Annotated in this window: 16 protein-coding genes; 13 read left to right on the forward strand and 3 right to left on the reverse strand. The window is 71.9% G+C overall.

The genetic code is table 11. The features are described 5' to 3' along the window. Positions 1 to 27 precede the first annotated feature (27 nt). The 3 genes from ACSMTC_RS19160 (at position 28) to ACSMTC_RS19170 (ending at position 2,768) form a co-directional block, all read left to right on the forward strand. The gene (locus ACSMTC_RS19160; RefSeq protein WP_436560916.1) at positions 28 to 336 is read left to right on the forward strand and encodes a hypothetical protein; all 309 of its coding nucleotides are present in this window, start codon (positions 28 to 30) and stop codon (positions 334 to 336) included. Between the two features lie 198 nt (positions 337 to 534). Next, positions 535 to 1,653 (forward strand): lipid II:glycine glycyltransferase FemX, encoded by a 1,119-nt coding sequence (locus ACSMTC_RS19165; protein WP_436560917.1) that lies wholly within the window; start codon positions 535 to 537, stop codon positions 1,651 to 1,653. Positions 1,654 to 1,718: 65 nt separating this feature from the next. Continuing rightward, positions 1,719 to 2,768, forward strand: a complete 1,050-nt coding sequence (locus ACSMTC_RS19170) for an alanine racemase (protein ID WP_436560918.1) — start codon at positions 1,719 to 1,721, stop codon at positions 2,766 to 2,768. A 114-nt stretch (positions 2,769 to 2,882) separates the two neighbouring features. Here ACSMTC_RS19170 and ACSMTC_RS19175 read toward each other — a convergent pair whose 3' ends face one another. Beyond that, positions 2,883 to 4,403 carry a glycosyltransferase family 87 protein gene (locus ACSMTC_RS19175; RefSeq protein ID WP_436560919.1) on the reverse strand — a complete coding sequence of 507 codons (1,521 nt, stop codon included), beginning with the start codon at positions 4,401 to 4,403 and terminating at the stop codon, positions 2,883 to 2,885. 229 nt (positions 4,404 to 4,632) lie between these two features. After that, entirely contained in the window at positions 4,633 to 7,260 is a 2,628-nt protein-coding gene (locus tag ACSMTC_RS19180; protein WP_436560920.1) for a transglycosylase domain-containing protein, read from the reverse strand. Between the two features lie 402 nt (positions 7,261 to 7,662). Between ACSMTC_RS19180 and ACSMTC_RS19185 the strand changes: the two genes are divergently transcribed. The 3 genes from ACSMTC_RS19185 (at position 7,663) to ACSMTC_RS19195 (ending at position 11,169) form a co-directional block, all read left to right on the forward strand. Further along, positions 7,663 to 8,340 carry a PadR family transcriptional regulator gene (locus tag ACSMTC_RS19185; protein WP_436560921.1) on the forward strand — a complete coding sequence of 226 codons (678 nt, stop codon included), beginning with the start codon at positions 7,663 to 7,665 and terminating at the stop codon, positions 8,338 to 8,340. Between the two features lie 137 nt (positions 8,341 to 8,477). Further along, positions 8,478 to 9,560, forward strand: coding sequence for an inositol-3-phosphate synthase (locus tag ACSMTC_RS19190; RefSeq protein WP_436560922.1), 1,083 nt, complete (start codon positions 8,478 to 8,480; stop codon positions 9,558 to 9,560). Positions 9,561 to 9,810: 250 nt separating this feature from the next. Further along, a complete protein-coding gene (locus ACSMTC_RS19195; protein WP_436564735.1) occupies positions 9,811 to 11,169 on the forward strand; it encodes an MFS transporter in 1,359 nt (452 codons plus the stop codon). 7 nt (positions 11,170 to 11,176) lie between these two features. Here the strand turns inward: ACSMTC_RS19195 and ACSMTC_RS19200 are convergent, their stop codons facing one another. Next, positions 11,177 to 12,598 carry a CCA tRNA nucleotidyltransferase gene (locus ACSMTC_RS19200; RefSeq protein WP_436564736.1) on the reverse strand — a complete coding sequence of 474 codons (1,422 nt, stop codon included), beginning with the start codon at positions 12,596 to 12,598 and terminating at the stop codon, positions 11,177 to 11,179. A 405-nt stretch (positions 12,599 to 13,003) separates the two neighbouring features. Here ACSMTC_RS19200 and ACSMTC_RS19205 point away from each other — a divergent pair, with 405 nt between their 5' ends. The 7 genes from ACSMTC_RS19205 to trxA all read left to right on the forward strand — a co-directional run bounded on the left by ACSMTC_RS19205 (position 13,004) and on the right by trxA (position 23,921). Further along, positions 13,004 to 15,466 carry a DUF6049 family protein gene (locus tag ACSMTC_RS19205; RefSeq protein WP_436560923.1) on the forward strand — a complete coding sequence of 821 codons (2,463 nt, stop codon included), beginning with the start codon at positions 13,004 to 13,006 and terminating at the stop codon, positions 15,464 to 15,466. A 43-nt stretch (positions 15,467 to 15,509) separates the two neighbouring features. Continuing rightward, positions 15,510 to 18,008, forward strand: coding sequence for a murein biosynthesis integral membrane protein MurJ (gene murJ, locus ACSMTC_RS19210; RefSeq protein WP_436560924.1), 2,499 nt, complete (start codon positions 15,510 to 15,512; stop codon positions 18,006 to 18,008). A 205-nt stretch (positions 18,009 to 18,213) separates the two neighbouring features. Further along, positions 18,214 to 20,331: a protein kinase family protein gene (locus ACSMTC_RS19215; RefSeq protein WP_436560925.1), complete on the forward strand. Its 2,118-nt coding sequence runs from the start codon at positions 18,214 to 18,216 to the stop codon at positions 20,329 to 20,331. A gap of 51 nt (positions 20,332 to 20,382) precedes the next feature. Further along, positions 20,383 to 21,105 carry an RNA polymerase sigma factor SigM gene (gene sigM, locus ACSMTC_RS19220; protein ID WP_436560926.1) on the forward strand — a complete coding sequence of 241 codons (723 nt, stop codon included), beginning with the start codon at positions 20,383 to 20,385 and terminating at the stop codon, positions 21,103 to 21,105. Next, positions 21,102 to 22,172, forward strand: a complete 1,071-nt coding sequence (locus ACSMTC_RS19225) for an anti-sigma factor family protein (protein WP_436560927.1) — start codon at positions 21,102 to 21,104, stop codon at positions 22,170 to 22,172. The genes sigM and ACSMTC_RS19225 overlap by 4 nt, the downstream gene beginning before the upstream one ends. Positions 22,173 to 22,407: 235 nt before the next feature. After that, positions 22,408 to 23,376 (forward strand): thioredoxin-disulfide reductase, encoded by a 969-nt coding sequence (gene trxB, locus ACSMTC_RS19230; RefSeq protein WP_436560928.1) that lies wholly within the window; start codon positions 22,408 to 22,410, stop codon positions 23,374 to 23,376. Positions 23,377 to 23,594: 218 nt separating this feature from the next. Continuing rightward, positions 23,595 to 23,921 (forward strand): thioredoxin, encoded by a 327-nt coding sequence (trxA, locus tag ACSMTC_RS19235; protein WP_436560929.1) that lies wholly within the window; start codon positions 23,595 to 23,597, stop codon positions 23,919 to 23,921. Positions 23,922 to 23,927 lie beyond the last annotated feature (6 nt).

Consider the following 23,927-nt stretch of genomic DNA (forward strand, 5'->3'; position numbering starts at 1 on the left):
TGCGTTCCTCCTCAGGAGGTGGGTCCCATGGCACAGACCATCCGCCGATTCCCTCAGCTCACCCTGAACACCGACGGCCACCGGCATCCGAGGGAGAACACCCTCGTCGGCCTCACCGCGGTGCTCGGCCTGATCGCCTTCTTCAGCGGCTTCTTCCACAACCTGCACCTGCTCAGCTCGTGGACCGGGCTGTTCGGGATCATCACCGGCCTCTGGGGCCAGTTCGTGTCGGTGACCACCGCCGAGCGGTTCGTCCTGATGATCACGCTCGGCGCCGCCGCGATCGGCTTCTACCTGGGCATCGCGCACGGCGGACTGTTCGGGGGCTTGTGGTGAGCCGCACACTCTGATCGACCACGGCAAGCCGCAGAACCCGCGTAACCTCCGGCGCCCCCACCGCGTACATACCTGTGCACAGGTTCCGCGGCGGGGGTGCCGTCGGTTCGGCTCGCCGCCCGGCCCGACCTTCACGAATCGGACCATTCGGGCGATAGGGTCACTCTGGACCGGCCGAACGAGGAGGAGCACACGAGCATGAGCCTGCGCCTGAGGACGATCACCCGCGAGGAACACCTGGCTTTCGTCGCTTCCCGGCCGTCGGTCAGCCACATGCAGGTACCCGCCTGGGGCCAGGTCAAATCCGAATGGCGCAACGAGAGCCTCGGCTGGTTCGACGAGTCCGGCAAGCTGGTCGGCGCGGCTCTGGTGCTCTACCGCCAGCTGCCCAAGATCAAGCGCTATCTGGCGTACCTGCCCGAGGGCCCGGTGATCGACTGGTTCGACCGCGACCTGGACCAGTGGCTGCGGCCGATGCTCGCCCACCTCAAGTCGCAGGGCGCCTTCTCGGTGAAGATGGGCCCGCCGGTGGTGATCCGCCGCTGGGACGCCCCCACCATCAAGGAGGCGATCGCCGGCCAGCAGGCCAAGCGGCTGCGCGACGTCGACCCCGACTGGTACGAGCCGCGCGCCTTCGAGGTCGCCGACCGGCTGCGCAGGGCCGGCTGGCTGCAGGGCGAGGACGGCGGCGCCGGCTTCGGCGACGTCCAGCCCCGGTACGTCTTCCAGGTCCCGCTGGCGGGCCGCTCGCTCGACGACGTCCAGCGCGGCTTCAACCAGCTCTGGCGCCGGAACATCAAGAAGGCCGAGAAGAGCGGCGTCGAGGTGGTCCAGGGCGGCTACGAGGACCTGAAGGTCTTCCACCAGCTGTACCTGGTCACCGCCGAGCGCGACCGGTTCACCCCGCGCCCGCTCGGCTACTTCGAGCGGATGTGGCAGGCCCTCACCGCCGAGGACCCGGACCGGATGCGCCTCTACATCGCGTACCACGAGGGCGAGGCGCTGGCCGCGACCACCATGCTCACCGTCGGCGAGCACGTCTGGTACTCCTACGGCGCCTCGGCCAACCACAAGCGCGAGGTCAAGCCGTCCAACGCGATCCAGTGGCGGATGATGCGCGACGCCTACGCGCTCGGCGCGAGCGTCTACGACCTGCGCGGCATCAGCGACACCCTCGACGAGGACGACCCCCTCTTCGGGCTGATCCAGTTCAAGGTGGGCACCGGCGGCCAGGCCGCGGAGTACCTGGGCGAATGGGACTTCCCGCTCAACAAGCTGCTGCACAAGGCGCTCGACCTCTACATGTCGCGCCGCTGAACCTCTCTGACACCGGCCGCCGCCACCGCGGCCGAGGTCGTCACCAACCACGGAGAGAAGACCCCATGACGCTGTCGCTGTACGTGGACACCGCGCGCTGGCGCGCACACCAGCAGTCGGTGCTGGCGGAGTTCCCCGGTCTGGTGCCGGTGGCCAAGGGCAACGGTTACGGCTTCGGCAACGACCGCCTGGCCGAGGAGGCCGCCCGGCTCGGCACCGGCATCCTCGCGGTCGGCACCGCGCACGAGGCGGCCGGCCTGCTCGACCGGTACGACGGCGAGCTGCTGGTGCTCACGCCCTACCGGGTCGGCGAGCCGGACGCGCGGCTGCCGGACCGGGTGATCCGGACGGTCGCCGGCGCCGAGGCGCTCCAGGCGCTCCCGGAGGGCAGCCGGGTGGTCGTGGAGTGCATGACCAGCATGCGCAGACACGGCATCGCCCTCGCCGACCTCGCCCGGCTGCCGGTGCGCGGACCCGGCTCCGAGGCCCGGATCACGATCGAGGGATGGGCGCTGCACCTGCCGCTGGACCGCCCGGACGGCTCCGACCCGGTGGCCGAGGTCGCCCGGTGGATGGAGGCGGTCACGGCCGCCGGGCTGCCCGCCACGACCGTCTTCCTGAGCCACCTCTCCTCGGCCGACCTGGCCCGGCTCGCCGGGCGGTACCCCGACACCGCCTTCCGCTCCCGGATCGGCACCCGGCTCTGGCTCGGCGACGTCGGATCGCTCCAGGCCCGTGCCACGGTGCTGGACGTCACCCCGGTCCTGCGCGGCGACCGGTACGGCTACCGCCAGCACAAGGCCCCCTCGGACGGCCACCTGCTGGTGGTGGCCGGCGGCACCGCGCACGGGGTCGGCATGGAGGCACCCAAGTACCTGCACGGCGTGCTCCCCCGGGCCAAGGGGCTGGCCAGGGCCGGACTCGCCACCGTCAACCGCACCCTCTCGCCGTACTCGTGGAGCGGCAGACAGCTCTGGTTCGCCGAACCGCCGCACATGCAGGTGAGCATCCTCTTCCTGCCCGCCGACGCCGCCAAGGCGCCCGTCGCGGGCGACGAGCTCAGCCTCAACGTCCGCCACACCACGACCCACTTCGACCTGGTCGCCGACCGCTAGGCCGCCGGGAGCGGACAGGGGCGCGGGGCTGACAGGGGCTCAGGGCTGACAGGGGCTCGGCGCACCCTGCCTGCGCGCCCTCACGCCCGATGACACGCCCTCACGGCCGGGAGCTCAGCGCCGCTCCTTCTCGGCGGGCCGGTCGACCTGACCCACCAGGACGTACTCGGTGTGATCCGCCTCTTCGCGCAACCGCCGTGCCGGTCCCAGCACGAAGGCGTCGGGTGCGAAGTCCAGCACCCCGCCCGAGGGGTCGTCACTGCCGTCCCACCGCACCGGGTCCTGCTCGGGCCGCAGGATGTCGCGGACCACCATCCCGCACAGGTACAGCGTGCCGAGCAGGTGCAGCACGATGGCGAAGTGGTACCAGTCCATCCCGATCCCGTGCTGCTTGGAGTCCCCGACGTAGGCCAGGTAGGACCAGATGCCGAGGAAGTAGAGCACCTCGCAGGTCTGCCAGATCAGGAAGTCACGCCAGCGCGGCCGGGCCAGCGCCGCGAGCGGGGTCAGCCAGAGCACGTACTGCGGCGAGTACACCTTGTTGGTGAGCACGAAGGCGGCCACCACCAGGAACGCCAGCTGGGCGAAGCGCGGCCGGCGCGGCGCGGACAGCGCCAGCCAGCCGATGCCCAGGCAGCAGGCGATCAGAAGGACCGCGATCCAGGTGTTGAGGGTGGCCAGCTGCACGCCCCGGTCCTGCATCAGGATCAGCCAGAAGGAGCCGTAGTCCTCGGTACGGACCTGGCTGAAGGTGTAGAAGGTCGCCCAGCCCTGCCAGTTGGCCAGCATGATCGGCAGGTTCACCAGCAGCCAGGAGCCGGCCGCGGCGCCCGCCGTCTGCCCGAAGGCCCGCCAGCGGCCGGTGCGCCAGCAGAGCACCAGCAGCGGCCCGAGCAGCAGGACCGGGTAGAGCTTGGCGGCGGTGGCCAGGCCGATGAAGACACCGGCCAGGACCGTCCGGCGGCCGGACCAGCAGGCCATCGCCACGGCGGCCAGGGCGACCGCGAGCAGGTCCCAGTTGATGGTGGAGTCCAGCGCCAGGCAGGGGGCGAGCGCGAACAGCAGCGCGTCCCAGGGGCGGCGGCGGTGGGTACGGGAGAGCGCCACCGCGGCGACCACCGCGCAGATCATCAGCATTCCGGCGTTGACCAGCCAGAACCACTGCTCCCGGCCCTCGATGGCACCACCACCGGGCGTCAGCCAGGCCGCGACCTGCATGAAGAGCCCCGTGAGCACCGGGTACTCCAGGTACTGCATGTCCGGGGTGGGCGCCGGCAGCCGGTCCAGGTAGGGGTGCAGGCCGGTCGAGAAGCCGCGCCCGGTGAACAGGTGCGGGATGTCGCTGTAGCAGGCGTGGGTGTACTGGGCGGTCGCGCCGTGGAACCAGCCGTCGTTGTAGCAGGACGCCTTCTGCGCGAGGCCGAGCACCGAGACCAGGATCGTCACCAGCGCCAGGACGCGCGCAGCGGACCACCAGGAGACCCCGAGCAGTGCCCGCTGCCCGGGCGGGCCGCCGAACAGCTCGCTGCCCGCCGCCGCCACCGGATCCTCGTCCGCCGGGACGACCACGGTGTTCGGCGGCGGCCCCTGGTCGGGGTCGGGCCCGGGGCTCTGGTCACTCGTGCTCGACGTCATGGCGGACATGATGCCGCACCGGCCTTGGCCCCACGAGGCACCTCGGCCATCGGGAGCGCTCCGAAGGGGTCCGCCCGCCAACCGCGCGCTCCCCGACGGCCCGGCCCGACGGCCACGGCTCCTCCGGTCGCGCTCCGGGCCGCGCCGCACCTGCCCCGGAAACGCCGGTGGCGGCCGACCGGGGAGTCATCTCCTCGATCGGCCGCCACCGGCCGGACGTCACTTCGGGTCAGTTCCCCGGCATCCCGGCTCCGGCTCCGCCGTCGCTCGGGCTGGAGCTCGGGTTCGGCGGCGAGCTGGAGTGCCCCGGGCGGGGCGGCTTGGAGTGCGTCGGTCCGGACGAGGGGCAGAGCGGCCCGAGGAAGCAGCTCTCCGACGGTCCCGGCGAGGCGGGCGGTTCCGGAGTGTGGCTCGAGGCGCTGGACGACGGGCTCGGCCCGCTGGAGGCGCTGGCCGTCGGGCTGCTCGACGGGGCGACCGACGGGGGTGCAGAGGGGGTCGGCGCCGGAGCCTGCTTGGAGTCGACCTCCGTACCGGTGGTGTCCGCGGTCGGGAAGTCCGTCGCCTTCTGGTCGGCCAGCGCGACCTTCATGTAGCGGGTGAAGATCTCGGTCGGGAAGTCACCACCGTGGATGGTGGACTGACCGGCCGTACCGACCAGCGAGAGCAGACCCGGCTTGCCCGGCTCCTCGCGCCACATACCGACCGAGGTGGCCAGCTGGGGGGTGTAGCCGACCCACCAGGCCGAGGTGCCGGCGTCGGTGGTACCGGTCTTGCCGGCCACCGGGCGGCCCAGGCCCTGGGTCCCCTTCTTACCGGTACCGTTCTCCGCCACGTTCTGCAGGACGTCGGTGATGTTGTCCGCGACCGGCTGGTCCAGCACCGTCTTGGTGGCGTTCTTCGGACGGTTGAAGGCCGGCTTCTCCACGCCCTGGTAGAGCACCTTGGTCACCGAGTACGGGTCGACCTGCTGCCCCCGGGCGGCGAACACCGAGTACGCGGAGGCCATCCGGATCGCACTCGGGGTCGAGGTGCCCAGCGGGTAGGTGAGCGAGGTGTTGGGTGCCAGGCTCTCCTTGCGCAGGCCCAGGGCGATCGCCATCTTCTCGACGTTGCTGCCGCCGACGTCCTGGCCCAGCTGTACGAACGGCGCGTTGTAGGAGTACTGCATCGCCGTCTTCAGCGTGACGGCCCCGGGCATGTTGTCGTCGTCGTTCTTCTGGTGGTACGGCTGGCCGTTGTCGCCGATCGCGGGCGTACCGTCGGCCTTGTAGATCGGGCTCATGTCGTTGCCGTTGTAACGGCTGTCGATGCTGATCTTCACCGGCTTGCCGTCGTCCCCGGTCTTGGTGAGCACGCCGTACTGCATGGCGGTCGCCAAGACGAAGGGCTTGAAGGTCGAACCGACCGGGATACCGACGGTGTCGGCGTTGTCGGTGTAGTGGCCGTTCTCCACGCCGTCGCCGCCGTAGATCGCCACGATCGCACCGTCCCCGGGAACCACCGAGGCCGCGCCGACCTGGACGTACTTGTCCTGGTCCCGCTTGTTCGAGTCGAGGGTCTCCGACTTGACGTCGTCGACGGCCTTCTTCAGCTGCGCCACCTTGTCCTTCTGGAAGGTGGTGTAGATCTGGTAGCCGCCCTTGTCGATGCTGGCCTGCGTGATCGACGGGTCCTTGGACGCCAGGTACTTGTCGGCGAGGTCGACCAGGTAGCTGACCTCGCCGTTCATGTTGGCCGGAGCCTTCTTGTCGATCGGCTTCGGGAAGGTGGCGCCGCACTTGTCCCGGTCCGCCTGGGTGATCGACTTGGTCGCCACCATCCGGGTCAGGACGTAGTTCCAGCGCTCCTGCATGTTCTTGGCGTTGGCGTCGCTGAGCGTCGGGTCGTAGTACGTGGCGCCCTTGAGCAGACCCGCCAGCATGGCGCTCTGGCAGATGTTGAGGTCCTTGGCGTCCACCCCGTAGTACGCCTGCGCGGCGGCCTGGATGCCGGTGGCACCGCGGCCGAACCAGCTGGTGTTCAGATAGCCCTCGAGGACATCCTCTTTGGACTTCTGCTGATTGATCTTCAGGGTGATGAAGATTTCCTTGAACTTACGGCTGAGCGTCTGGTCCTGGTTCAGGTAGGCGTTCTTCACGTACTGCTGGGTGATGGTCGAGCCACCCTGGGTCGAACCACCGCTGGCCATCTTGTAGACGGCGCGGGCGATGCCCTTGGGGTCGATGCCCTTGTCGGTCCAGAAGGTCTCGTTCTCGGCGGCGACCACCGCCTTCTGAGCCGACTCGTTGATGTTCGCGAGCGGGATCACCTGGCGGTTGGTGGCGCCCTTGCGGGTCATCTCCGAGCCGTCGGCCCAGTAGTAGATGTTGTTCTGCTCCTTCACCAGGTCGTTGGGGTTGGGGACCGGAGTCATCGCATAGGCGACGCCGACCGCGGCCACCCCGCTGCCGAAGAAGATCAGAAACGTCGTCAGGATCAGCTTCCAGGACGGAAGCCAGCGGCGGATCCCGGACTTGCCGTACCGGGGGTAGTCGATGAACCGCTTCTTGCCCGGGCCCTTACCGCCGCCCTTGCCGCCGCCGTTTCCACCGCCCCGGCCGCCGCCGCGCCCCGGCGGTCCGCTCTGGGCACTGCGGGCGGCCGTGTCGCCCCGGCCGCCGCCCTTCTGGGCCTGCTTGCGCATCTCGGCCCTGGTCAGCCGAGGCTGCTGGGCCGTCTCCCGCACACCGGCGGGCCGGTCGTACGAAGCCGCCCCCTCGGGGGGGGTGCCGTAGGCGTACGGGCGCTGACCAGCCGCCCCACCGCCCGGAGGCTGTTCACCGCCCGGGTTGGGCCTACGCCGGTGATCGCTCATCTTCCAGCAACTCCTCGGTCAGGCCGCTTCGGACCTGAGGGCAGGGTTCACTTGCGATGCCCGCAAACCGCCCTACACCCCGGAGGTGGTCTTCGTGCACACGCGACAGCGTACGCACCTGTAAACAGCTACCAATCGGGCATCAAGTGATAATCGGTACAAAACGCCGCCAGATCATTACATGCCCGTTGCCAACGCGGGCCGTTCGGAGCTTGACCCAGGCCTTCCTGAAGATTTTCTGAAGTTCCGTCCGAATCCTGTGATCGCATTCACCCGCGTCCCCCTTGCCCGTTCAGTGACCCAGGTCTACTGTTCTCTCGATATATCGAGCCGATACATCGGACCGACACATCGAGCCGGAACAACGGTCGAGGTGCACCGCGGGAAGGGAGGCAGGACGGTATGAGCAGACGCTCCGGGGTACTGGAGTTCGCCGTTCTGGGCCTGCTCCATGACGCCCCGATGCACGGCTACGAGCTGCGCAAACGGCTCAACGTGCTGCTCGGGTCGTTCCGTGCCTTCTCCTACGGCACGCTCTACCCCTGCCTGAAGAACCTGGTCGCCCAGGGGTTCCTGGTCGAGGACAACCCGGACGTCGAGTACGTCCCGGCCACCGCGCTCAACGGCAGGCGGTCGAAGATCGTCTACCGGCTCTCCGCCGACGGCAAGCAGCGCTTCGAGGAGCTGCTGGCCGACTCGGGCCCGGACGCCTGGGAGGACGAGCACTTCGGCGTGCGGTTCGCGTTCTTCGGCCAGACCGACCGGGCGGTGCGCATGCGCGTCCTGGAAGGGCGGCGCAGCCGGCTGGAGGAGCGGCTGGAGCGGATGCGCAGCTCCATCTCCCGTACCCGCGACCGGTTCGACGACTACACGCTGGAGCTCCAGCGGCACGGTCTCGAATCGGTGGAGCGGGAGGTCCGCTGGCTCAACGAGCTGATCGAGACCGAGCGGGCCACCCGGACCGGGCGCACCGGTACGGGGGATTCACGGACTTCGGACGGCCGTGGCCAGGAGGCCGGGTCCTCGGACCCGCCGAGGCCACCGCACGACCGCCCGGGGCGCTCCGGCAGGGAGCGCTGACCACCGGTGCCCGGTGTCGTAGCAGGCGCCCGGCAGGTGTGGGCGCAGTGCGCGCCCGTCATCCAGTCATACAGAGATGAAATACGAGGGACGTCGGTCTTCTGGCGGAACTCATGAGATCACAGGGAGCAACCGGAATGGGTTCGGTTCGCGTAGCCATCGTGGGCGTCGGTAACTGCGCCGCGTCGCTGGTGCAGGGTGTCGAGTACTACAAGGACGCCGACCCGGCCGGCAAGGTCCCCGGGCTGATGCACGTGCAGTTCGGCGACTACCACGTCCGTGACGTGGAGTTCGTCGCCGCGTTCGACGTCGACGCCAAGAAGGTCGGCTTCGACCTGGCCGACGCCATCGGCAACAGCGAGAACAACACCATCAAGATCTGCGACGTGCCGCCGACCGGCGTCACCGTGCAGCGTGGCCACACCCTCGACGGCCTGGGTAAGTACTACCTGGAGACCATCGAGGAGTCCGACGAGGCGCCGGTCGACGTCGTCCAGGTCCTGAAGGACCGCCAGGTCGACGTCCTGGTCTGCTACCTGCCGGTGGGCTCCGAGGAGGCCGCCAAGTTCTACGCCCAGTGCGCCATCGACGCCAAGGTCGCCTTCGTGAACGCCCTCCCGGTGTTCATCGCCGGCACCAAGGAGTGGGCGGACAAGTTCACCGAGGCCGGTGTCCCGATCGTCGGCGACGACATCAAGTCGCAGGTCGGCGCCACCATCACGCACCGCGTGATGGCGAAGCTCTTCGAGGACCGCGGTGTCGTCCTCGAGCGCACCATGCAGCTGAACGTCGGCGGCAACATGGACTTCAAGAACATGCTGGAGCGCGACCGCCTGGAGTCCAAGAAGATCTCCAAGACCCAGGCCGTCACCTCCCAGATCAAGGACCGTGACCTGGGCGCCAGGAACGTCCACATCGGCCCGTCCGACTACGTCGCCTGGCTGGACGACCGCAAGTGGGCGTACGTCCGCCTCGAGGGCCGCGCCTTCGGTGACGTTCCGCTGAACCTGGAGTACAAGCTGGAGGTCTGGGACTCCCCGAACTCCGCCGGTGTCATCATCGACGCGCTGCGCGCGGCGAAGATCGCCAAGGACCGCGGCATCGGCGGCCCGATCCTGTCGGCCTCCTCCTACTTCATGAAGTCCCCGCCGGTCCAGTACTTCGACGACGAGGCCCGCGAGAACGTCGAGAAGTTCATCCGCGGCGAGGTCGAGCGCTGAAGCGCCGGATGTTGAAGCACTGAGGCGCTGAGCCTCTGGAGCTCCGACCTCCTCGGAAGGGTCCCGGTCCGCCGCCGGGGCCCTTCCGTCTTCTCCGGGCACCCCGTTTCACGTGAAACCGCCGTCCCGTGAGAACGTGCCGTGGTTTCACGTGAAACCACGGCGCCCCACGTGGCACTCTGGCCTGGTGGCTGTCACGGAGAACGGAAGCACCCCACCCGGCCGAGCCCGTCCCTCGTCCCGGACCTCCCTGGCCGGGCTGCTCCGGGGCCGCGACTTCCGCCGGCTGCTGACCGCCCGGGTGCTCTCGCAGCTCTCCGACGGCGTGTTCCAGGTCTCCCTGGCCTCGTACGTGATCTTCTCCCCCGAGCGGCAGACCAGCCCGGCCGACATCGCCTCGGTGCTCGCGGTGCTGCTGCTCCCGTTCTCGGTGATCGGCCCCTTCGCCGGGGTCATGCTGGACCGCTGGCGCCGGCGGCAGGTGCTCTACCTGGGCAATCTGGCCCGCTGCGGACTCGGTCTGGTCACCGGTGGACTGCTGCTGGCCAGGGCGCCCGAGTGGCTGTTCCTGGCCGCCGCGCTGCTGGTGACCGCGCTCAACCGGTTCATCCTGGCCGGGCTCTCGGCCGCGCTCCCCCGAGTGGTGGAGACCGGGCAGCTGGTCACCGCCAACGCGCTCTCCCCCACCGCCGGGACGATCGCCGCGGCCTGCGGCGGCGGCGCCGGCTTCCTGGTGCACCAGATAATGCCGCCGGGCCCGCAGGCCGACGCCGCCCTGGTGACGCTGGCCGCCCTGCTCTATCTGAGCGCCGGGCTGACCGCCAGGCGGATCCCCCAGGGGCTGCTCGGCCCCGACCCGCACCCCGGCCGCCCGGCCCTGCACCGGGAGCTCGGCCAGGCCGCGCGCGAACTGGCCGCCGGCGTACGGCACCTGGTCCGCGACTGCCGCCCGGCGGTGGCCGCGCTGGCCGCCGTCACGGTCTCCAGGTTCTGCTACGGGATCCTGGTGGTGAGCGTGCTGATGCTCTCCCGGTACTCCTTCAACGCCCCGGGCGACAGCACCGGCGGCATGGCCACCCTCGGCAAGGCGGTGGCCGCCTCGGCCGTGGGCTTCTTCCTCGCCGCCCTGATCAGCCCGTGGTGCACCCGCAGGCTCGGCCTGGCCGGCTGGCTGACGGCCTGCGCGGCCTCGGCCGCGGTCTTCGTCCCCGCCCTGGGGCTCTGGTTCGCCCCCGGTCCGAGCCTGGCCGCCGCCCTGCTGCTGGGCCTGGTCACCCAGGGCATCAAGATCTGCGCCGACACACTGGTCCAGGAGTCGGTCGAGGACGAGTTCCGCGGCCGGGTCTTCGCGCTCTACGACGTCCTGTTCAACGCGGCCTTCGTGGCCGCCGCGGGGGTGACCGCGCTGGTGCTGCCGCTGGACGGCCGCTCGGTGGCCGTCGTGGTCGGCACCGCTCTGGTCTACGCGCTCACCGCCGTGGCGTACGCCGCCACCGCCGGGCGCAGGCCGGTCACGGCCCGGCCCGGTGCCGGCCCCCGGCCGGACGCGTCAGGTGATCCGGTGGCCGACCGGCGGCCGGTGAGCCGCCGCCCCGACCGGATCACCTGACGGACCGTCAGCTCTGTGCGGCCCACCACTCCTTCAGTGCCGCGACCGCGCTCTCGTGGTCCATCGGGCCGTGCTCCAGGCGCAGCTCCAGCATGTGCTTGTAGGCCTTGCCGACCTGCGGGCTCGGCTTCAGGCCGAGGATCTCCATGATCTCGTTGCCGTCCAGGGCCGGGCGGATGGCGTCGAGCTCCTCCTGGGCCTTGAGCTGCGAGATCCGCTCCTCCAGGGAGTCGTAGGTGCGCGAGAGGGCGGCGGCCTTCTTCTTGTTGCGGGTGGTGCAGTCGGAGCGGGTCAGCTTGTGCAGGCGCTCCAGCAGCGGGCCGCCGTCGGCGACGTAGCGGCGGACCGCGGAGTCGGTCCACTCGCCGCCGCCGTAGCCGTGGAAGCGCAGGTGCAGCTCGACCAGGCGGGCGACGTCCTCGGTGAGCTCCTTGGAGTACTTGAGCTCGCGCATCCGCTTGCGGGTCATCTTGGCACCGACCATCTCGTGGTGGTGGAAGGAGACCCGGCCGTCCGACTCGAAGCGGCGGGTGCGCGGCTTGCCGATGTCGTGCAGCAGCGCGGCGAGCCGCAGCGTGAGGTCGGGGCCGTCGGTCTCCAGCGCGATGGCCTGCTCCAGGACGGTCAGCGAGTGCTCGTAGACGTCCTTGTGCCGGTGGTGCTCGTCGCGCTCCAGGCACAGCGCGGGCAGCTCGGGCAGCACCTGCTGGGCCAGGCCGGTGTCGACCAGCAGCCGCAGACCCTTGACCGGGTGCTCGGACAGCAGCAGCTTGTTGAGCTCGCTCTGCACCCGTTCGGCGGAGACGATCGCGATCCGCTCGGCCATCGCGGTCATCGCCGCGACCACCTCGGGCGCCGGGGTGAAGTCCAGCTGGGCGGCGAACCGGGCGGCCCGCATCATCCGCAGCGGGTCGTCGGAGAAGGACTCCTCGGGGGTCGCCGGGGTGCGCAGCACCCGGGCCTCCAGGTCCTCCAGGCCGCGGTGCGGGTCGACGAAACCGCGCCCGGGCAGGTCCACCGCCATCGCGTTGACGGTGAAGTCCCGCCGGACCAGGTCCTGCTCGATGGTGTCGCCGTAGGTGACCTCGGGCTTGCGCGAGGTGCGGTCGTAGGCCTCCGAGCGGTAGGTGGTGATCTCGATCTGGAAGGAGCCCGCCGGGGTGTCCTTGCGGGCGCCGACGGTGCCGAAGGCGATGCCCACGTCCCAGACGGCGTCCGCCCAGCCGCGCACCAGCTTGAGCACCTGCTCGGGCCTGGCGTCCGTGGTGAAGTCCAGGTCGTTGCCGAGCCGGCCGAGCAGGGCGTCGCGCACCGAACCGCCGACCAGGGCCAACCGGTGGCCGGCCGCCTGGAAGCGGCGGGCGATCTCGTCGGCCACCGGGGAGACCCGCAGCAGCTCCTGGAGACCGAGGGTCTGGGCCTCGGTCAGCCCTGGGAGAGAGCCGGGGGTGGCGGTGCTGGAATGATTGGTGCTGGGCTCATTGGCAGTGGACACGGCTCACAAGGGTACGTGTCCGGCCCGGCCCGTTGCCTGTCCCTTTCCCTGGCGGCCTCCCGGCGCCGTCCGCCCCGTGCTCAGCCACCGGCCCGCAGCACTGGGAACGCGGCGGCGTCGTTACCATGCCGGAGGAACGGTACGGGCTACGGGGCCCGCCCCGGCGTGGCGCGGGCGGACCGCGGACCACGGACCGGAGAAACAACGGCCCCGAACCGGCCCGTGGCCGGAACCGTACGGCCATTCCTGCGGTACCTATTCATGCAGTGACAGCAGTGACAGCAGCGACATTCCAGAACCACTGATCGCGACCGATCGAGAACGGCGAGGGCGAAGCGCGTGAGTGAGCCGGCACGGCACTCAGGGCTGAGGGCTTACGGATGCGGCGGACGGACGGCCAAGCGCCTCGCCGCGCTGCTGGCGAGCGGTGCGGCCCTGCTGACCGCCGCCCCGCCCGCGTTCGCCGCCCCCGCACACACCGCTCTCGCCCCGGCCGCGTCCTCCTCGTCGGACTACCCGGCGAGCGTGGCGATCGACACGGTCACCCCCACCGTGGTCGGGCAGAACGACACCATCCAGGTCACCGGGCGGGTCACCAACTCCGGCGCCGCCGAACTGAAGCAGATCCACGCCGGTGTCCGGGCCTCGCAGACCGGGCGTCCGCTGGGCACCAGGAGCGACATCGCACGGGTGGCCGACCGCGACGAGCCCACCGGCCAGGACGGTGTCGACCTGCCGTCCCCGGCCCCGGAGCTGGGCAACGTCCCACCGGGCCAGACCCGCTCCTTCACGCTCCAGGTGAGCCCCTCCGACCTCAAGATCTCCAAGGGCGGGGTGTACGAGCTCGCGGTGGACGTCTGGGGCGGCACCGCCGACCAGCCCCGCTCGCACGCGCTGGGCATCGCCCACACCTTCCTGCCGTACACCGTCGACCAGAGCGCCAAGCCGACCCAGGTCGCCACCCTGTGGCCGCTCACCCACGCACCCGAGCTGGTCGCCCAGACCATGCCGGACAACGACCAGGTGCCGGTGCTGCGCGACGACAGCCTGGCCACCGAGCTGGCCCCCGGCGGGCGGCTGTACAAGCTGGTCGACATCGGCGAGAAGCTGCCCGGCCTGACCTGGGTGGTCGACCCCGACCTGCTGGACACCGTGTACGCGATGACCAGGCCGTACCGGGTGCAGAAGCCGGGTACCGCGGGGGAGTCGGCGAAGGAGGACAACACCGTCCCCGGCACCGGCCGGGCCGCCGCCACCGCCTGGCTGGCCAAGCTACGCCAGGCCGTGACCACCGCCGGAGACGAGGTCGTCGCGCTGCCCTACGCCGACCCCGACATCGCCTCGGTCGCCCACAACGGCGCCCAGCTCACCGGCATGGACACCACCCTGCGCAAGGCGGGCACGGCCGGGCAGGTCACCGCGGAGGGACGCCTGGCGACGGACGTCCGGGGCAGCGTCGCCTGGCCCTACCAGGGCCGGCTGGACCGCCAGATCGTCGACCTCTCCAGGACCATGGGGGACAACCTCCTCCTGGTCGACGGCGACGACATGCCCGACTCGCTCAACTACACCCCGAACGCCGCCCGGCAGATCGGCCAGGGCCAGACCGCCGTGGTCGCCGACCACACCATCTCGCAGCTGTTCGACGCCGACCTGGCCACCGCCCAGGCCAGGACCTCGGCCACCCAGCGCTTCCTGGCCGAGACCATGATGGTCACGCAGCAGCTGCCGGAGACCCAGCGCAACCTGCTGGTCATGCCGCCGCGCAAGCTCACGGTCGGCACCGCCACCGCCCTCGCGGACGCGATCACCGCGGCCCAGAAGGGCAACTGGATCAACCAGGTCAAGCTGACCACGGTCGCCTCCGCCACCCCCGACCCGGGTGCCAACACCGGCGTCCAGTCCCCCGGTGACTACCCGGGCGGGCTGCACGACTCCGAACTGTCCGGCAGCGCCCTGGAGAAGACCCTGGGCATGGAGGGCGACCTCGACCAGCTGCTGAGGATCCTCACCCAGCCGCAGCGGGTGCGCGGCCCGTTCAACGCCGCCATGGTGCGCTCGATGTCCACACAGTGGCGCGACCAGGCCAAGGACGGCGAGGCCTACCGCAACGGCGCCCAGGACTACCTCGCCAACCTGGTCTCGGCGGTCAAGGTCCTGCCGAAGCGGATCATCACCCTGGCAGGTGACAACGGGACGCTGCTGGTGAGCGTCAAGAACGACCTCAACCAGGCCGTCGGCAACCTCCAGGTGCGCCTGACCTCCGGCCAGGTGAACCGGCTCAACGTCGGCCCGGCGGAGAACGTGGTCCTCGACGCCACCACCAGCCGGACCCTCCGCTTCCCGGCCGAGGCGCAGGTCAACGGCACGGTGCAGATGACCGCCCAGCTGTGGACCACCGGGGCCGACCCGCAGCCGTACGGGCCGCCGATGACCTTCCAGGTCGATGTCACCGACGTGACCTCCGGCGTGCTGTACGCGATCGGCGGCGGCGTGGTGCTGATCCTGCTCGCCGGGATCCGCTTCTACCTGCAGCGCAAGAAGCGGGTCGGCGAGCCCGGCAGCGACGACGGAACCGACGGCGGCACCGACGACGGCACCGACGCCCCGGTCGGGGTCCCCGGGCCCGCCGGCGCTGCCGAGGACGGTACGGCGGCCACCGGCGAGGGCCGGGACGCCGGCCAGGACGCGCAGGCGGACGGGGAAAAGGGCTCGCCGACGGCCGAGGACGCCGACTCAAAGCCGGAGTCGACCGAAGATGCCCGGATTAGGGCCTTGGGTGATGAGAAGGTTGGTCCCTGACGGACGCCCACCGGGCGACCACCCCGACCAGCGATGAGGTGGCATGAGCGAGCGGAGCGAGGCGCGACCACAGGGCCAGGGCCGTAGCCAGGCGCACGACCGCGCCGCCGCTCCGGCGTCGGCGGGCTCTTCGAAGCCCGCCGACGCCGGTGATCGCACCGACGCCGGCCAGGCCACCGCCGACTGGTACGTGGCGGACACCTACGCCCAGGACCCGTACGGGGCCGACCCGTACGGCGCCTCGGCCGACGCTGATCCGTACGGTGTCCGGCGTGCGGCGAAGGAGGCCGACGGCGACGCGGAGGCCGTACCGTCGCTGCCCCCGCAGCCCGTCCACCGGCCCGAGCCGAGCCTGACCGCGCCCGCCCCGCGCTGGGCCTCGGCGACCCTCGGCGAGCTCCCGGACGCCCCCGAGCCGAGCGCACCGGAACCCGCCCGCCAGGGCTCGCCCTGGGACACCGAGACCACCGAGTACGTCGGCGTGGACGCACTGCTGAGCGGGACGAGCGGCGGCAGCGACGGGAGGTCCGCCGAAGCGCGGCCTTTCGTACCGCCGATCGAGTTCGACCCGCCGCTGTCCGAGGCCGAGGCCGCGCTCCGGTCCACCGCCCAGGCGGCCTCCGGAGACGAGGCCGAGACGGCGACGGACGAGACGACGGCGGCCAAGACGGCAGCCGGGACGACGGCCGAGGCAACGGCTGCCGAGGCGACGGCCGGCGCCGCGGTGGCGGTCGACGTCGCGGTGGCGGACAAGCCCGGTCCCGGCACCGACGAGGCACCGCCCACCGCACCCGCACCCCCGACGGCACCGCCGCACGTACCCGCACCGGACGGCGACGGCGACGGCGACGGCGACGGCGACGGCGACGGCGACGAAGGCGCGGCGGGCAGGAGCGGCGGGCGGGTCGGCGGACTGCTGGCCTCCAGCGCGATCATGGCGGCCGGCACCCTGGTCTCCCGGGTCACCGGCTTCCTGCGCACCATGGTGATCGCCGCCGCGATCGGCGTCGGCACCATGGGCGACTCCTACAACGCCGCCAACACCCTGCCCACCCTGCTGTACATCCTGATCGGCGGCGGCGCGCTGAACGCCGTCTTCGTGCCGCAGCTGGTCCGCAGCATGAAGCAGGACGAGGACGGCGGCACCGCCTACGCCAGCCGGCTGCTCACCGTGGTGATGACCGGCCTGGCCGGGGTCGCCTTCGCGGCGGTGGTCGGCGCCCCGCTGCTGGTCCAGCTGATCTCCCACTCGCTGATGCGGGACTCCGCCAGCGCCGACACCACGGTGGCCCTCGCCCGCTACTGCCTGCCCACCATCTTCTTCATGGGCGTCCATGTGGTGATGGGCCAGATCCTCAACGCCCGCGGCCGGTTCGGCGCGATGATGTGGACCCCGGTCCTCAACAACATCGTGGTGATCTTCACCTTCGGGGCGTACCTCTGGGTCTTCGGCACCTTCCAGCACAGCGAGGTCACCCCGGCGAGCGTCTCCCCGGAGGGCGTCCGGCTGCTCGGCATCGGCACCCTGCTCGGGCTCGCGGTCCAGGCGCTCTCGATGATCCCCTACCTGCGGGCCGCCGGCTTCCACTTCAAGCCCCGCTTCGACTGGCGCGGCCAGGGCCTCGGCAAGGCCGCCCGGCTGGCCAAGTGGACCTTCCTCTTCGTCCTCGCCAACCAGGCCGGCTACCTGGTGGTCACCCAGCTCGCCACCGCCGCGGGCCGCGCCGCCGAGGCCAAGGGCTACCTGGGCGTGGGCCTCGCCGCGTACTCCAACGCCCTGCTCATCTGGCAGCTGCCGATGGCGGTGATCACCGTCTCGGTGATGAGCGCCGTCCTCCCCCGGCTCTCCCGCTCGGCCGCCGACCACGACCCCGGCGCGGTCCGCGACGACCTCTCGTACGGGCTGCGCACCTCCGCGGTGGCCATCGTCCCCGCCGCCTTCCTCTTCCTGTCCCTCGGCCCGGTGATCGGCGGCGCCATCTACGGCCTCGGCAACGGCGGCTCGGCGGCCCAGGGCGCCACCGCGGTCGGCTACATGCTCTCCGCCTTCGCCCTCGGTCTGGTCCCGTACTCCGTCCAGTACGTCCTGCTGCGCGGCTTCTACGCCTACGAGGACACCCGCACCCCGTTCTCCAACACCGTCTGGGTGGCCGCCTGCCAGGCCGGCACGGCGGTGCTCTGCTACCTGGTGCTGCCCGCCCAGCTGGCGGTCACCGGGATGGCGCTCGGCTACGGCGCCTCGTACGCGGTGGGTGTGGCGGTCGCGCTGCCCAGGCTCAAGGCGCGGATCGGCGGTCTGGACACCCCGCGGATCGCCAAGACCTACGTCCGGCTCGCCATCGCCTGCGTCCCCGCCGCCGTCGTCGGCTTCGCGATCAGCCTGCTGCTCCGCGGTGCGCTGAACGGGTGGCCGGGCAGCGTGCTCACCCTCGTGGTGGCCGGCGCCGTGCAGCTGGCGGTGTTCGCGGCGATCGCCAGGCGGATGCGGATCGAGGAGCTCAACGCGATGATCGGTATGGTGCGGAGCCGGATCGGACGCTGACCCGACGTCAACCGGCGAGAGCGCGGCCCGGCCCGGATGGTGTTCCGTTCATCGGCGGGCAACCACCGGGTCCCCTCAGCGGTCGTACCAGGGGAGGATGAGTGGGCACAATTGTCCTGGCACCACTCAGCCCCCGGCGGGCCGGGCCGGCGGCCGACTTTTCGGGGACGCGAACCGGGGCGATACAAGGGGAGGCAGGACCACGGTGGCTGATGGCACCAAGGCGGTCGTCGACACGTCCGTCGCGGACGAGGCGGCGCTGGCCATGGCACTCGGAGACATCCCGGGCGACGCACCGCAGGAGCGCCCGGGAGACGGCCCGGGCGGCACCGCCGAGGTGTCCGGGGCCGACCGGCTCGCGAAGAAGAGCGCTCCCACCGCCGTGAGCGAGCGATCCGCCGGGGCGGGCACCGGATCCGGCAGGGCCGGGCGGTCCGAGCACGGCCGGGCCGCCTCGGCCCAGTCCGCCGAGTCCACCCAGTCCGCCGAGTCCACCGGCCCGATGTCCTCCGCCGAGATCGCGGCCGAACTCGCGGCCGGCGCCGCCGCGCTCGCCGCCGCGGCCAAGGAGACGGCCGAGGAGGTCACCGAGGCCGCCGCCGCGGCCGCGGACGGGACCGCCCCGAAGACCACCGGCAAGACCTCCCCCGCCGCCGCCAGGTCCGCGTCCACCGACGCCAGGTCCGAGTCCGCCGACGCCGCACCGGCCGCCGGTACCGGACAGCTCCCGGCCAGCCTCCCCGCCCCGCCCCGGCGCAGCGGCGACAAGATCGCCGGACGCTACCGGCTGGAGGAGTGCATCGGCCAGTCCGAGACCTTCAGCAGCTGGCGCGCCGTCGACGAGAAGCTCCGCCGGGCCGTCGGCGTCCACCTGCTCGCCGCCGGGCACCAGCGGGCCAAGGCCGTTCTCTCCGCCGCCAAGTCCGCCGCCCTGCTCGGCGACCCGCGCTTCGTCCAGGTCCTGGACGCGGTGCAGGAGGGCGACCTGGTCTACGTCATCCGCGAGTGGCTGCCCGACGCCACCGACCTGGCCAAGCTGCTCGCCGCCGGGCCCATGGAGCCGTACGACGCGTACCAGATGGTCCGCCAGGTCACCGACGCCATCACCGCCGCCCACCGGCGCGGCCAGGCCCACCTGCGGCTCACCCCCCGCTGCGTGCTGCGCACCGACAGCGGCCAGTACCGGATCAACGGCATCGCCGTGGACGCCGCCCTGCGCGGCCTGACCAGCGAGGACGCCGAGCGCACCGACACCCGCGCGATCGGCGTCCTGCTGTACGCCGCGCTGACCCACCGCTGGCCCTTCCCCGAGGACCGGTACGACCTCCAGGGGCTGCCCAAGAGCCTCGGCTGCGTACCGCCCGACCAGGTCAAGGCGGGCATCCACAAGGGCCTCGCCGAACTCGCCACCCGGGCGCTGTGCGAGCAGCTGCCGCACAGCCTGGAGCCGATCACCAGCCCCGAGGAGCTGGCCAAGGCGATCGCGCTGATGCCGAAGATCCGCCAGCCCGAGCCGCCCGCGCCCCCGGCCTTCACCCCGCCGCGCTACAACAACCCGCGCCCGGCACCGGCGCAGAACCGGCCCGCCCAGCCGAACGGCGCCCAGCCCGTCGGCGCCCGGCCGCCGGGCCCCGACGCCGACCGGATCCCCGCCCGGCCGGCCCGGCCCCGCCGCCGGCTGCACACCCTCGTCAGGTGGACCGCCTCGCTGGTCGCACTGGCCGCCATCGGCACCGGCTCCTGGCAGCTCGTGAGCACCCTGACCCACCGGCCGGACACCCGCAGCAGCAGCTCGACCGACCCGTCGTCCGGCAGCAGCCCGGGCGGCGGTCAGGGCGGCTCCGGGGCACCCGTGATCACGGAGGCCAAGCCGATCCGCATCAAGGCCGCCCACCAGTTCAACGCGCTCGGCGGCGACTCCGAGCACGAGTCCGAGGCTGCCAACGCCATCGACGGCGACCCCAGGACGTCATGGCCGACCACCGGCTACAACGCGAACTTCCCGAGCCTGAAGAAGGGCACCGGCCTGGTGCTCGACCTCGGCTCGGAGCAGCGGGTCGGCTCCGTCCACGTCCAGTTCGTCGGCGGCACCAAGGTCGAGCTGCGGGCCGCCCCCCAGGGCACCTCCGACCAGCCGCCCGCCACCAAGGCAGGCCTCGACGTCTTCGGCGAGGCCGTGGCGAAGGGCGAGGGCGACGCGGTCAACCTGAAGCCGCAGACGCCGGTGACCACGCGTTACCTCTTGATCTGGCTGACCAGCCTCCCGCAGGATACGGATGGCCAGTACCGGGGCCGGATCGCCGAGGTCCAGGTCAGCGGCTGAGCGACCACGGGAGCGGGTCCGGGCCGGACCGCCGGAGCAGAGGGGGGAGACATGAGCGGGGAACCCTCCGACGCCGAGCTGCTGGCACGGCACGGCGCCGGTGACCCGGACGCCTTCGGGATCCTCGTCCACCGCCACCGGGACCGGCTCTGGGCCGTCGCGCTGCGCACCCTCGGCGACCGCGAGGAGGCCGCCGACGCCCTCCAGGACGCCCTGGTGTCCGCCTTCCGCGCCGCGCACACCTTCCAGGGCCGGTCCGCCGTCACCACCTGGCTGCACCGGATCGTGGTCAACGCCTGCCTGGACCGCGCCCGGCGCGCCGCCTCCCGGCGGGCCGGATCCCTGGACGAGCAGCCCCAGCGGCTGGACGCCCTGCTCGGCAGCGCCGAAGCCGCCGAGACCTCGGTCGTCCGGGCGGAGCTCCAGCGCGAGGTCACCGCCTCGCTGGCCACCCTCCCGGCGGACCAGCGCGCCGCACTGGTCCTGGTGGACATGCAGGGCTACGGGGTCGCCGAGGCCGCCGAACTCCTCGGGGTGCCGGTCGGCACCGTCAAGAGCCGCTGCGCCCGCGGCCGGGCCAAGCTGCTGCCACTGGTCCGCCACCTGAGGGCCGCCCAGACCGAGGAGCCCCCGAGTGCGGCCGGCTCCACCGCGGCCGTTTCACGTGAAACACCACCCCCTCCTCGCGGGAACCCGACCGCCCCCGGCCCCGTCAGAACTAGCGGCCGCCGGCTGCCCGAGCAGGTCCTGGAAGGAGATGCGACCTCGCGATGACATCTCGTACCCCCTCCTGGACCACCGCCGACGGTGCCGACCGGCACCCTGACATCGAGCTGCTCGCCGACCTCGCCGAGGGCCTCGTCGCCCCGGAGCCGGCCTCGGACCTCCACCGGCATCTCGCCGGGTGCCCGGACTGCGAGGACACCTTCGCCGCGCTCGCCGAGGTGCGGAGCCTGCTCGGTGCCGTCGAGGCGCCGCCGCTGCCCGCCGACGTCGCCGAGCGCATCGACGCCGCCCTGGCCGCCGAGGCCGCGCACCTCGCGGCGGCGGAGCCGCTCCGGGCCGAAGCACAGCCGGCCGGGGCACAGCCCGCCGAACCGCAGCCGACGGACTCCGACCGGCTCTCCGGCCGGGCCGCACCCACCGAGCGCACCGTCCGGCCCGCCCAGGCGGTCCCGGCCCCGCCCAACCGTCCGGCGGACCGGGCCCGGCCCGGCTCACCCGCCACCGCGACCTCGGGGCCCGACCGGGCCGGCGGCCCCGGCCGCTCCGCTCCGGCCGGCCGCCGGCGGCGCCGTGGACGGCTGGTGCTGGGAGCCGCCGCCCTCATCGCCGTCCTCGGGATCGGCGGGCTGATCGTGTGGCAGAACCAGCCGGAGATACGGAGGGACAGCACCACGGCGACGGCTGCCTCCGGCCCGGTGCAGACCCCCGCTGGCACGCCGGGCGCGAACGGCACCGACGCCCAGCACCCCGCGGTCGCCCCCGCGGACGGCACCCAGCTCTTCCAGGACGACCAACTCACGGCACAGATCCACCAGTTGGTCGCCGCGAAGGCCGCACCCAAGGCACCGTCACCGGCCGGCGCCCAGCCGGAGAAGGCCGAGACGCCCGCGCTCGGCAGCCGCCTGTCCTCCGGCGTGCCGGGCTGCCTGGTCGGCGTCACCGCCGGTATCACCGGCTCCCCGCTCGCCGTCGGCCACGGCCGCTACGACGGCTCGGAGGTGACCGCGCTGGTCTACCCGCTCCCCGACCGGCCCGACAGCCTGGACGTGTACCTCGTCACACCGTCCTGCCCCGGTGCCGCCGTCCTGCTGCACCGCGTCCTGCCCGCCCACTGAGCCCTCGCCACCACCGGGCCCCAAGTCGCCTAGGTGGCCGCCCGATAGCCGCCGCACCGCCGGGCACCGGAGGGCGGGCCGCCGCGTCTGCCCGGCCCTCGGGCGCCTGCTGCACGGAGCCCCGGGAATGAGCGACACTGGTGAGTCGTTGTCCGGGGCGGCGGAGCAGGAGCGTCCTCCCCGCGCAAGCGCCCAGTCACACGGTCCAGCCGTGCGATGCGAACCAGGAGATGCAGTGAGCGACGACGTCCGTAACGTGATCATCATCGGCTCCGGCCCCGCCGGGTACACCGCCGCGCTCTACACCGCGCGAGCCTCCCTCAAGCCGCTGGTCTTCGAGGGTGCCGTCACCGCCGGCGGCGCGCTCATGAACACCACCGAGGTCGAGAACTTCCCCGGCTTCCCGGGCGGCGTCATGGGCCCCGAGCTGATGGACAACATGCGGGCGCAGGCCGAGAAGTTCGGCGCCGAGCTGATCCCGGACGACATCGTCGCGGTCGACCTCACCGGCGACATCAAGACCGTCACCGACTCCGAGGGCAATGTGCACCGCGCCCACGCGGTGATCGTCACCACCGGCTCCCAGCACCGCAAGCTCGGCCTGCCCCGCGAGGACGCGCTGTCCGGCCGGGGGGTCTCCTGGTGCGCCACCTGCGACGGCTTCTTCTTCAAGGGCCAGGACATCGCCGTGGTCGGCGGCGGCGACACCGCGCTGGAGGAGGCCACCTTCCTCTCCCGCTTCGCCAACAGCGTCACCGTGATCCACCGCCGCGACACCCTGCGCGCCTCCAAGGCCATGCAGGAGCGCGCCTTCGCCGACGAGAAGATCACCTTCGCCTGGGACAGCGCGGTCCAGGAGATCCACGGCGACCCCAAGCTGAGCGGTGTGACCCTGCGCGACACCACCACCGGTGAGACCCGCGAGCTGCCCGTCACCGGCCTGTTCATCGCGATCGGCCACGACCCGCGCACCGAGCTCTTCCAGGGCCAGCTCGACCTCGACGCCGAGGGCTACCTCAAGGTCGAGGCCCCCTCCACCCGCACCAACATCCCCGGCGTCTTCGCCGCCGGCGACGTGGTCGACCACACCTACCGCCAGGCCATCACCGCCGCCGGCACCGGCTGCGCCGCCGCGCTGGACGCCGAGCGCTACCTGGCCTCGCTGGCCGACCTGGAGGCCCAGGCCGCCACCGTCGCGGTCTGACCCGACCCCACAGGCTGAGGTCCCGCCACCGGGCCTCCCGCTGTTTCACGTGAAACGCCCCCTGCCGCACGGCACAGGGGCGGACCGCGGCGGGACCTCGGCCGAAACAGAACAGCCGCGCAGACTGTTGTCACCAGCAGGCTGTTATCCACCCCCAGGGTGCCGACCGGCTCGTCCGGGCCGAAGCACCGTCTCGTCCGCGACCCAGAGGAGTTCCCGTGGCCGGCGCCACCATCACCGTCACCGATGCGACCTTCGACGCCGAGGTCCTCAAGAGCGACAAGCCCGTCCTGGTCGACTTCTGGGCCACCTGGTGCGGCCCGTGCCGCCAGGTCGCCCCGATCCTGGAGGAGATCGCGAAGGAGCACGGCGACAAGCTCACCGTCGCCAAGCTCGACGTCGACAACAACCAGGAGACCGCGACCGCCTACAACGTGATCTCCATCCCCACGCTGAACGTGTACCAGAACGGCGAGCTGGTGAAGACCATCACCGGCGCCCGCCCGAAGGCCGCGCTCCTGCGCGAGCTGGCCGCCTTCATCTGATCGGCA

The sequence above is a fragment of the Kitasatospora sp. HPM-01-4 genome (assembly GCF_051374625.1).
GTDB lineage: Bacteria > Actinomycetota > Actinomycetes > Streptomycetales > Streptomycetaceae > Kitasatospora.

What these genes read in the sequence shown, in the direction of transcription:
- ACSMTC_RS19160 (WP_436560916.1), top strand. Translation starts at nt 28, where the DNA reads ATGGCACAGACCATCCGCCGATTCCCTCAGCTCACCCTGAACACCGAC.
- ACSMTC_RS19165 (WP_436560917.1), top strand. Translation starts at nt 535, where the DNA reads ATGAGCCTGCGCCTGAGGACGATCACCCGCGAGGAACACCTGGCTTTC.
- ACSMTC_RS19170 (WP_436560918.1), top strand. Translation starts at nt 1,719, where the DNA reads ATGACGCTGTCGCTGTACGTGGACACCGCGCGCTGGCGCGCACACCAG.
- ACSMTC_RS19175 (WP_436560919.1), bottom strand. Translation starts at nt 4,403, where the DNA reads ATGACGTCGAGCACGAGTGACCAGAGCCCCGGGCCCGACCCCGACCAG.
- ACSMTC_RS19180 (WP_436560920.1), bottom strand. Translation starts at nt 7,260, where the DNA reads ATGAGCGATCACCGGCGTAGGCCCAACCCGGGCGGTGAACAGCCTCCG.
- ACSMTC_RS19185 (WP_436560921.1), top strand. Translation starts at nt 7,663, where the DNA reads ATGAGCAGACGCTCCGGGGTACTGGAGTTCGCCGTTCTGGGCCTGCTC.
- ACSMTC_RS19190 (WP_436560922.1), top strand. Translation starts at nt 8,478, where the DNA reads ATGGGTTCGGTTCGCGTAGCCATCGTGGGCGTCGGTAACTGCGCCGCG.
- murJ (WP_436560924.1), top strand. Translation starts at nt 15,510, where the DNA reads ATGAGCGAGCGGAGCGAGGCGCGACCACAGGGCCAGGGCCGTAGCCAG.
- sigM (WP_436560926.1), top strand. Translation starts at nt 20,383, where the DNA reads ATGAGCGGGGAACCCTCCGACGCCGAGCTGCTGGCACGGCACGGCGCC.
- ACSMTC_RS19225 (WP_436560927.1), top strand. Translation starts at nt 21,102, where the DNA reads ATGACATCTCGTACCCCCTCCTGGACCACCGCCGACGGTGCCGACCGG.